The sequence below is a fragment of the Nocardia cyriacigeorgica NBRC 100375 genome (assembly GCF_000308555.1).
Classification (GTDB): Bacteria; Actinomycetota; Actinomycetes; order Mycobacteriales; family Mycobacteriaceae; genus Nocardia; species Nocardia cyriacigeorgica.
The window spans coordinates 1-10,020 of the sequence record NZ_BAFY01000149.1; the positions used below are offsets into that span (position 1 = coordinate 1).

General features: G+C 68.8%; 11 protein-coding genes. 3 read left to right on the forward strand and 8 right to left on the reverse strand.

All coding sequences use genetic code 11. The features are described 5' to 3' along the window. Positions 1-56: 56 nt before the first annotated feature. On the reverse strand, positions 57-488 hold the full coding sequence (locus RJ05_RS14475; protein WP_036537729.1) for an NfeD family protein: 432 nt from the start codon (positions 486-488) through the stop codon (positions 57-59). Between the two features lie 174 nt (positions 489-662). Here RJ05_RS14475 and RJ05_RS14480 point away from each other — a divergent pair, with 174 nt between their 5' ends. From RJ05_RS14480 to RJ05_RS14490, 3 genes are all read left to right on the forward strand, one after another. Continuing rightward, on the forward strand, positions 663-1,475 hold the full coding sequence (locus tag RJ05_RS14480; RefSeq protein WP_036537736.1) for a DUF3097 domain-containing protein: 813 nt from the start codon (positions 663-665) through the stop codon (positions 1,473-1,475). Between the two features lie 89 nt (positions 1,476-1,564). Continuing rightward, the gene (locus RJ05_RS14485) at positions 1,565-1,783 is read left to right on the forward strand and encodes a hypothetical protein (RefSeq protein ID WP_138445547.1); all 219 of its coding nucleotides are present in this window, start codon (positions 1,565-1,567) and stop codon (positions 1,781-1,783) included. 61 nt (positions 1,784-1,844) lie between these two features. Next, a complete protein-coding gene (locus RJ05_RS14490; protein WP_036537731.1) occupies positions 1,845-2,654 on the forward strand; it encodes an Rv1486c family protein in 810 nt (269 codons plus the stop codon). Between the two features lie 187 nt (positions 2,655-2,841). Here RJ05_RS14490 and RJ05_RS14495 read toward each other — a convergent pair whose 3' ends face one another. The 7 genes from RJ05_RS14495 to RJ05_RS14525 form a co-directional block, all read right to left on the reverse strand. Further along, positions 2,842-3,897: a ferrochelatase gene (locus RJ05_RS14495; protein ID WP_036537732.1), complete on the reverse strand. Its 1,056-nt coding sequence runs from the start codon at positions 3,895-3,897 to the stop codon at positions 2,842-2,844. 30 nt (positions 3,898-3,927) lie between these two features. Then, positions 3,928-4,764, reverse strand: coding sequence for an NADH-dependent enoyl-ACP reductase InhA (gene inhA / locus RJ05_RS14500; RefSeq protein WP_036537733.1), 837 nt, complete (start codon positions 4,762-4,764; stop codon positions 3,928-3,930). A 113-nt stretch (positions 4,765-4,877) separates the two neighbouring features. Then, on the reverse strand, positions 4,878-5,636 hold the full coding sequence (gene fabG1 / locus RJ05_RS14505) for a 3-oxoacyl-ACP reductase FabG1 (protein ID WP_051016579.1): 759 nt from the start codon (positions 5,634-5,636) through the stop codon (positions 4,878-4,880). A gap of 289 nt (positions 5,637-5,925) precedes the next feature. Beyond that, complete coding sequence (locus tag RJ05_RS14510; RefSeq protein WP_036537734.1) at positions 5,926-6,930, reverse strand: VWA domain-containing protein; 1,005 nt, start codon at positions 6,928-6,930, stop codon at positions 5,926-5,928. Continuing rightward, complete coding sequence (locus RJ05_RS14515; protein WP_036537738.1) at positions 6,927-7,877, reverse strand: DUF58 domain-containing protein; 951 nt, start codon at positions 7,875-7,877, stop codon at positions 6,927-6,929. The genes RJ05_RS14510 and RJ05_RS14515 overlap by 4 nt, the downstream gene beginning before the upstream one ends. A 32-nt stretch (positions 7,878-7,909) precedes the next feature. Then, complete coding sequence (moxR1, locus tag RJ05_RS14520) at positions 7,910-9,112, reverse strand: chaperone MoxR1 (protein WP_036537735.1); 1,203 nt, start codon at positions 9,110-9,112, stop codon at positions 7,910-7,912. Between the two features lie 153 nt (positions 9,113-9,265). Then, on the reverse strand, positions 9,266-10,020 hold a 755-nt coding region (locus RJ05_RS14525), incomplete at its 5' end, for an NlpC/P60 family protein (protein ID WP_036537739.1).

Sequence of the window (10,020 nt, forward strand, 5' to 3'; positions counted from 1 at the left end):
GAACACCACCACCACGACCAGCAGCACGAGGACGGCGGCCACGATCAATACAGCCATTACGGCCCTTTCCAGACGACGGCGGTCGCGCCGTCGATCTTCATCACGTACACCGTGGTTCCCTTCGGATACTCCTCGGCCGGATCGAACGGCCGCGCCGTCCACTCCTCACCGCCGAGTTTCACCCGGCCGCTGTGCGCCCCGACGTCATCGATCACCAGTGCCGTCTTACCCGGCAGCGCATCGACGTTGGTGAGCGTCGGCGGCGGAGTCGCGAAGCGCCGCAACAACATCGGGCGCACACCGAGCATCAGCGCGACGGACACGACCGCGAAGATGATCGCGTCGGCCACGACACTGGTGTCGGCGGCGAAACTGATCCCGGCGGTGATCAAAGCCCCACCACCGAGCATCAGCAAGGTCAACTCACCGACGAACATCTCGGCCGCCACGAGCAGGATGCCCACGACCAGCCAGATAACTGCGGCCACGTCTCCACTGTAGTGGCCGGAGCCGATTCCGGTGCCCTACAGCGCAAGATCATCCCCGTTCGTCCGCACGCACCCGGCACACACGCTGTGCCGCCCGCCACGGCGGAGCCCCGGTGCGCCGCACCGTCGAACCGTTTCCGGTGCAGTAGCTTCGGGCAGGTGAGTTCGCGTGACATGTACGGCGGTGACATCTTTTCCGGCCACACCCGCGCCCGCAAGCGCACGGTCCCGCGGGTGGACGCCGAACGTGACCTCGTGGTGGAGGACGCGGCGAGTGGATTCTGCGGCGCCGTCGTCGGATTCGATCGCAGCTACGACGGCGAGTTCGTCAAACTCGAGGACGCCCGTGGCGCGGTGCGCCTGTTCGCCATGCGTGAGGCCGCGTTCCTGATCGACGGGCAACCGGTGACGCTGGTGCGGCCCGCTCCCACCGCGCCCAAGCGCGAGACCCGCTCCGCCTCGGGCTCCACCCGGGTCGAAGGACTGCGTGCCCGGGTGGCCGCGGCGAGCCGGATCTGGGTCGAAGGCGTGCACGACGCGGCGCTGGTCGAACGGGTGTGGGGCCACGATCTGCGGGTCGAGGGCGTGGTGGTCGAGCATCTCGAGGGACTGGACAACCTGGCGGCGCGGCTCGCCGAATTCGGCCCAGGCCCCGGCCGGCGGGTCGGGGTACTGGTCGACCATCTGGTCACCGGATCGAAGGAAACCCAGCTCACCACCGGCCTCGGCCCCCATGTGCTGGTCACCGGGCACCCGTTCATCGACGTCTGGCAGGCGGTGCGGCCGGCCGCGGTCGGAATCCGGGAATGGCCGCAGGTGCCGCGCGGGGAGGACTGGAAGACCGGCGTATGCCGCCGCCTCGGCTGGGGCACACCGCAGGAAGGGTGGCGCCGGGTCTACAACGCCGTCGATTCGTTCCGGGATCTGGAGGCGCCACTGATCGGCGCGGTCGAGCGGCTCATCGACTTCGTCACCGAACCCGAGTAGCGTCCGGCGTTCGAGAAGCTCGCCGACCGCCGCTGCGGTCGCGAGCCGTGCCGGCCGGATAGCCCGGCCGGTCTGATCCGGAGGTGAAGATGTCCGTGAAACCGCTATCGGCGCTTCTGGTAGCCGCCGCCCTGACTCTGCCCGCGTGGGCCGCGCCGGCCGCGAGCGCCGCCCCCATTACCGAGCACCGCCACCCCGTCGCGACCGGTTCGGCCGATCTGGCGCCGGCGCTGCTGGACCTGATCATCTGCCTGATCCAGCTGCCGCCGTCGGCTTCCGGTGATCCGTCGCAGGGTTGCAACACCTGATCCGCGCCTCGCGGGCGCACCGATGTCCACACGTCGTGGCGAACCTTTATGCTCGAAGATTATGTGCTCCCCGAGTGCCACGCTGACGGTGTGGGCCGGCTCCTGGCTGGCCGGTTCCAGTGCGCCCGACGACGTACTGGAAGCGCTACACGCGTGGGCTCCGCGGCACACCATCGCCGCCGGGGATCCGTTCAGCGGCGCGCGTACCGACCTACCGTGGTCCTCGCGCGGCACCACGGGCACCGGAGTCATGCCGCTGCTCAAGGTGATTCGGGAAGCACTCGCCGAGCCGGGCGCGCATCTGCGGCTGGTGCTTCCGGTGCCCGGTGACGTCCGTGGGCTGCCGGTCGGGACCGCGTTCGCCGCAGACGCCATCGAGGCCGGTGAGGGGATCCTCATCGGTGTACCCGGCGCGGAGGGCACCGGCCTGATCCCGCAGTGGGAGGGCGAGGACACCCTGCAGTGGACCGTCTACAGCGCGCCGATCCCGGCCACCACCGGCATCGACATGTCGCTGGGCGAAGCCGAATTCGCCATGCGCGAGGCGGTCCGCGATGCCGCCGACGCGCTCATGCGCCTGCACACGACCGGCCTCGGTTCCGGTGACGCCGATCCGCGCGAGCTGATCGAAGCCGAACTGGCCGACTACTCCCGCCACGACTACCCGGAGTCGATCCCGCTGCGCGCACGCCGCATCCTCGACAGCGCCGACCACGTCGCGGCCATCCTCACCGTGGCTCAGCGTGAACCGGCGTCCTCCCCCACCTCCGCCAGCGCCGTCATCGAGCACGAGTCGCTGCTGCGGCCGCTGTGGGATGCCATCCGGGCCGCGCGGCTGGTCGCTGTGCACGCGTCGGCGCGCGGAAGCTGATCAGGGATTCGTGCCGGCCGGCGCGGTCGGGGATCCACCCGCTGTAGCTGTGTCCGCTGCCTGCCCACCCATCTGGGCCTGGACGCCTCGTCGGCTCCGGCCGCGTCCGCGCAGGCCGAGACAGGCAGCGGCCGACCGAGCACGCCGGGTGCCTGATGGTGGAATCGCCAAGCGCGGGAATGCGTCGTCAGCGGACCGGACGCGCGGGCGGCCTGCAGCAATCGACGACGCAGGGCGCGCCGTTGACGGTGCATCCATAGCCGGGCACGGACCCGAGGCGGCGCGGCGGCGCATCGTCGAGCTGTTCGCCGATCAGCTCGACGACCAGCTTCGCGAACCGCGGATCGGCGCCCGGCGTGCCCGCGCGGGCGAAGGCCATGCCGAGCTCCGCGGCCTTCTGCGCGGCCTCGTTGTCCAGATCCCAGATCACCTCGAGATGGTCGGAGACGAAGCCGACCGGGCAGACCACCACCGCGTCCACGCCCTTACCGGACAGGTCCTCCAGGTGGTCGACGATGTCGGGCTCGAGCCACGGCACCTGCGGCGGACCCGACCGCGACTGCCACACCACGTCGTAGTCGGCGAATCCCGTTGCCGCCGCGCACAATCGAGCGGCGTCGGCGACCTGACGGCTGTACAGAGCGCCGCCGTCGGCGGGCGGGCCCGCGGTGCGGTCGGCCGAGACCGGGATCGAATGCGCGGTGAACACCAACCGGATCCGGTCACGGCGGTCGGCCGGAATCTGCTGGACCGCACCACGAATCGCGTCGGCGAAGGAGTCGATCAGCAGCGGGTGGTCGAAGTACTGACGCAGCTTGATCAGCTCCGGCGCGTCATCGCCGACCGCGGTGCGGGCGCGGACGATGTCTTCCTGGTACTGCAAGCAGCCCGAGTATCCGCCCCAGGCCGAGGTGGGGAAAACCAATGCCGAACGCACACCGTCCGCGGCCATCCGGGCGAGGGTGTCCTCGGCCATCGGGTGCCAGTTGCGGTTGCCGAAATAGACCGGCAAATCGCTACCCGCCGAACGCAATTCGGCTTCCACAGCGGCGATGATGCGGCGGTTGAGCTCGTTGATCGGCGACACCCCGCCGAAGTGCAGATAGTGCTCGGCCACTTCGGCGAGACGTTCCCGCGGCACCCCACGGCCCCGAGTGACGTTCTCCAGGAACGGCATCACGTCCTCGGGGCGTTCGGGGCCACCGAACGACAGCAGTAGCAACGCATCGGCCGAGCGGCCCACTGTGTCTCCTCTGTCGTGCGTGAACGGGGGTCAGTTGACCGGCATGTTCTCCGGGAACCAGGTGTTGTGGCTCGCGCCGCCGTCGACGTAGATGATCGAGCCGGTGGTGCCGGGCAGCCAATCCGAGAGCAGTGCGACCACGGACTTGCCGACCACGGTCGGGTCGTCGACATCCCAGCCGATCGGCGAGGCACCATCCCAGTAGGTGTTGAGCTGGTTGAGCTTGGCGGCATCGTCGGTGGCGGTACCCGCGATGGCCTTGGCAGCCAGAGTCTTGATCGGACCGGCGGCGATCAGGTTCGAACGCACCTTCTTGGCCTCACCGACCTCACGCGCGACGTAGCGGTTCACCGACTCCAGCGCCGCCTTCGCCACGCCCATCCAGTTGTAGTACGGCATCGCGGTGCGCGGATCGAAGTCCATGCCGACGATGGAGCCGCCCTCGTTCATGACCGGCAGCACCGCCCGCGCCAGCGAGGCGTAGCTCCACGCGGAGATCTCGAAGGCCTTGGCCGCGTCCGGGCCGGGGCCTTCGAGGAACGGCTTGGCTTCCGGGCCCATCAGCGTGCGCGGGGCGAACGCGATGGAGTGCAGCACCCCGTCGAGACCCTCCGGGGCCAGCTCACCGATCTTGCCGGCCAGGGCGGCCAGGTCCTCTTCGTTGGTGACGTCGAGGCCGATCGCCGGCGGCACTTCCTTGGGCAGGCGCTTGGCGATCCGGTCGATCAGGCGCAGGCGCTCCGGGATACCGGTGATGATCACCTTCGCGCCCTGCTCCTGGGCGATGGCCGCCGCGTGGAACGCGATGGAGGCGTCGGTGATGATGCCGGTGACCAGGATGGTCTTACCGTCGAGCAGTCCGCTCATGAGTTCTGGGTTCTCCCTGCAGTGTGGATGTGGGCCGCGGTCCGCGAGGGCTGTCGGCTGGGCGCCGTATTTCGTTAGCGCGGCTTTCGATTTCTCGGTGGGCGAGCGGTAGGTCAGTGCCCCATGCCCATGCCGCCGTCGACGGGGATCACGGCGCCGGAGACGTAGCGAGAGTCCTCGGAGGCCAGGAAGCTGATCACCGCGGCGACTTCCTCGGGCGCGCCGAGACGCTGCAACGGGATGAACTTCTTGGCGGTCTCGCGCATCTCCTCCGGCAGCTCGGCGGTCATGTCGGTTTCGATGAATCCGGGCGCAACCACGTTGGCGGTGATGTTGCGCGAACCCAGCTCACGGGTGACCGAGCGGGCCAGGCCGATGACACCGGCTTTGGAGGAGGCGTAGTTGATCTGGCCGGGACCGCCACCGAGGCCGACGACCGAGCCGAGGAAGATCATCCGGCCCCAGCGCGCGCGCAGCATGGCGCGGTTGGCGCGCTTGGCACAGCGGAACGCGCCGGTGAGGTTGGCGTCGATGACGCGGGTGAACTGCTCCTCCGTCATCCGCATCAGCAGCGTGTCGTCGGTGATACCGGCGTTGGCCACCAGCACCTCGACCGGACCCTGATGGGCCTCCACCTCGGAGAATGCCCGATCGACCGATTCACTATCGGTCACATCGCATTTCACCCCGAACAGCCCGTCCGGCACGCCCGAGCCGCGGTGGGTGACGGCGACCTTGTGTCCATCGGCGAGGAGCCGCTGCGCGACCGCGAGACCGATGCCGCGGTTACCACCGGTCACCAGCACCGACCGGGAGGCCCGCTCCGCATTCTGCGATTCCGACTTACGACTGTCCTCGACAGAGTTCGACATGCGGACAATCTAGCCGATGGTTCCTGCCACCGAAAAACACGTCCGGATCGGCGGAGTCGATCACAATTGTGCTCGTGAACCGGCGCGTACGGGTGTCATGGTTCGATCGCACAGACCACTGTCGCGTTTCACAGAATGCGCGCCGACCGGCCGTGGAAACCCACCAAACGCAATGCCGGAACGGGCGCGAACGATCGCCGAGGACGACCGCATTTCGCATGGGAAACCACCAGCGGCTACCGCTGCAGCGGTGTGCCGGGAACCGCGCGGTCCCCGGCACAGCCTGCGATTACGGCAGCCGCTGCCGCGTCACCAACCCGGTGACCACACCGGCGGAGATGAACACCAGCCCGAACAGCAGCCATGGTCTGCTGGCGTCGCCCATCGTCATCTCGAAGCCGATCTGCTCTTCGAGCGTGTCGTAGACGGCGGTCAGTTCGGCCAGACTGGACGCCGTATAGAAATCCCCGCCGGACAATTTGGCGATTTCGCGCAGCGAATCGTCGTCGACCGGTACCGGAACGCGCTGCGGACGCCCGCCGTCCTCGTCCGGAATCTCGACCACACCCCATTCGGTGCCGAAGGAAATGGTCGACACCGGGATGTTCTTGGACTTGGCCAGCCGGGCCGCGGTGAAGGCATGGCGCGGGTTGTCGACGTCCTGATCGTCGGGCACGGTCTGCTTACCGTCCGACATCAGCACGATGCGCGCCGGCGGCGGCGTTTCGGCGCCGCCGAGCACCGAGGCCAGCGTCTCGATCGACTGCAACGCCGCGAAAATGCCCTCACCGGTCGCGGTGCGCTCACTGAGCTTGATGTTGTCGATCGCGGCCTTGACCGCTTCGCGGTTGGTCGTCGGCGACACCAGCACCGAGGCGGTACCGGAGAAGGCCACCAGGCCGAGGTTGATGCCTGGAGTCAGGCCCTCGGCGAACTTCTTGGCCGCCTTCTGCGCCACCTCGAGCCGGTTCGGTTCGACGTCGGTCGCCTCCATCGACAGCGACACATCCATGACCAGCACGACCGTGGCCCGGTTACGCGGTTCCTTCTGCGCCTTGGTGGGTCCGGCCGCGGCGATGGTCAGAAAGACCAAGCCGACCAGGATCAACGCCACCGGCACATGCCGCAGCGGGCTCGGCCGCGAGGGCGCGACCTTCTCCAGCTGCTCCATATTGCTGAATCGCAACATGTGGCGATGCTTGCGCCGCTGCACCAGGACATAGCCGAGGGCGATGAGCGCGACGACGGCGAGAAAACCCAGCCAGATCTGCGCGGTGAAGTTCGAAATACTCACTGACGTGGCACCCGCCCGGTCGGGGCGCCGAGGCTGTGGCGCCGGGTGGATACGAACCGGACCACGTCGGCGATCCAGTCCCGGTCGGTCTGCAGGGTGAGCACCGGCGCGCCGCAGCTGCGCAACGCCTGCTCCACCTGCTGACGGTGCCGCAGGGCCGCGGCCGCGTAGTCGGCGCGCAGCGCGGGGGTGACGCTGAACTCGCGGGTGCGCCCGGTCTCCGGATCGTGCAACACCACATCGCCCATGTCCGGCAGCGACATATCGCGCGGATCGAGCACCTGCACGGCGAGCAGGTCGTGGCGGGCGGAGATGGCGCGAAGCGAACGCTGCCAGTCGATGTCGCCGAGGAAATCGCTGATGATCACCGCCAGCCCGCGTTTGCGCTGCGGGCGGCGCAACGATTCGATGGCGCCGCGCAGGTCGCCGCGCACACCGTCGCGGGCGTGCGGGGTCGTCGCGATACCGCGCAGCAGCGACTGCGCGTGCACCCGGCCGCTGCGCGCCGGAATCCGGCTGAGGTGCTCACCGGTGGCGACCACGGCGCCGATGCGATTACCACCGCCGCTGGTCAGATGGGTGATGGCAGCGGCAGCGGCGATGGCGAGATCGCGCTTCTGGCAGGCCGCGGTGCCGAAATCCAGACTGGCCGACAGGTCGAGGACCATCCAGGTCTCCAACTCGCGGTCGGCGATCATCTGCCGCACATGCGGATGAGTGGTGCGCGCGGTCACCGACCAATCCATCTGGCGCACATCGTCACCCGGCTGGTAGGCGCGGGCCTCCCCCGGCTCGGAGCCGGGCCCCGGAATCAGACCGAGGTGGTCACCGTGCAGGACGCCGTCGAGGCGGCGGCGCACGGTGAGCTCGAGGGTTTTCAGGGCTGCCGACAGTTTCGGGTCGGTCAGCTCGCCCGATCGGAACGACGGTGGTGCGTGCGATGACATCGGTACTCGGTCGACCGGCTCCGGCGTCGAGGTCACTTCGACGGGCTGTTGCCGGCGGCCTGCGGCACCTGGCCCGCCTGCTGCGGCACCGGCGGCTGCTGCGCGGGCTGCGGCTGCTGCGGCGCGGGGCTACCGGGATGGGCGCCGTTGGCGGGCGCCGGCGCGGGGGCGGCGGGGCCGCCCTGGCCCACGGCCTGCGGCGCGACCTGCGGCAGGCCGACGGTCTGCAGTACCCGCTTGATGACGTCCTCGGGGCTGATCTCGTCGGCGAGGGCGTCGTAGGACAGCACCAGCCGGTGGCGCAGCACGTCCGGGATCACCTCGACGACGTCCTGCGGCACCACGTAGTCGCGACCACGGATCAGCGCGACCGCACGCGCCGCGGCGATGATGCCGAGGCTGGCGCGCGGCGAGGCGCCGTAGGAGATCCATCCCGCGACGTCGTTCATCCCGAATTCGGCGGGCGTGCGGGTCGCGGCGATCACCCGGACCACGTAGTCGACCAGCGCGTGGTGGACGAAGGTGTTGGCGGCCAGCTGCTGCAACCTGATGAGTTCGGCCGGCTCCAGGATCTGCTTGGCCTCCGGCGCGCTGACACCCATCCGGTAGATGATCTCGCGCTCTTCCTCGACCGACGGATAGTCGACGACGACCTTGAACAGGAAGCGGTCGCGCTGCGCCTCGGGCAGCGGGTACACGCCTTCGCTCTCGATCGGGTTCTGCGTCGCCATGACCAGGAACGGATCGGGCATCGGGTAGGTCTTGCCGCCGATCGAGACGTGCCGTTCGGCCATCACCTCGAGCAGCGCCGACTGCACCTTGGCGGGCGCGCGGTTGATCTCGTCGGCGAGCACGAAGTTCGCCACGACCGGGCCGAGCTCGGTGTCGAATTCCTCGCGGCCCTGCCGGTAGATGCGGGTACCGATGAGGTCGGTGGGCACCAGGTCGGGGGTGAACTGGACGCGGGAGAACGATCCGCCGACGACCTTGGCGAAGGTCTCGACAGCCAGGGTCTTCGCGATACCGGGAACACCTTCGAGCAGTACGTGGCCGCGGGCGAGCACGCCGACGAGCAGCCGCTCGACGAGCCGGTCCTGTCCGACGATGACCCGCTTGACCTCGTAGATCGCCTTCTCGAGGGTCTGGACATCACGCTCGAGGGTGTTCGACCCGGGTGCAGGCGCCTTCTTCGCCAAACTTGCCCCGCTCACACCGTCCGTCGAAGTCACCAACATCCCCGCTTTCGCCTTGGTCTTGTGCGTGTTGCCACAACTATTCCAGGTAATGACCGCATTCGCCGCAACCGGACCCGATATGCCGGGATTCGGCGCCGGAATCCGCGCTCCGGGCGACGTTACGCCGTCCACCGTACGTGGACTCGCGCCCGATCAGGAGGTGACGATGCGGACCGCGTAGGGCATGATGCCCGATTCCCGCACCGGGGAAACCTTGACCACGTCGCCGGACTGTGGCGCTTCGATCATCTTCCCGTCGCCGAGATACAGCGCGACGTGCTGACTGCCATTGGGGCCCCAGAACAGCATGTCACCGCGTTCGCGTTCATCGACGGGTACGCGGGTGCCCGCGTTGTACTGGTAACCGCTGTAGTGCGGTAGCGAGACGCCGATGCCGGCGAAGGCGTAGATCATCAGCCCGGAACAGTCGAATCCGACCTTGTTGTAGTCGCCGTGGCTGTCGGCGACGCCGCCGTCGCGGATGCCGAGGGTGGGGCCGTCCTCGTCGCCGCCGCCCCAGGCATAGGTGACCCCGAGCTGGGACATGGCCCGGTCCACGACGATCTCGATCGCCTCGCTGCCGGTGACCGAGGGGACGTCACCGTCCTCGGATCCGGAACTGTCGGACTCGGATTCGGATTCCGATCCGGACTCCGAGTCGTCGTCTCTGTCCGATCTCGGGGTCGGTTTGGTCGTGCGCGGTGAGTCCTCGAGCTGGGTGTGCGGACGTTTACCGGCACCGAGCTGGGCCGCGCGGTCCCTGGCGGCCTGATCGGCGGCCGCACGCGCCGCCGCGGCCGCCGCCGCTGCCAGCACCGCCGCTTCTTCGGCCCGCCGCTGCTGATCCCAGGCCTGATAGGCGTCGCGCTGGTTCTGCAACCCGGTGACGTTCATCCGCGCCGCATCCA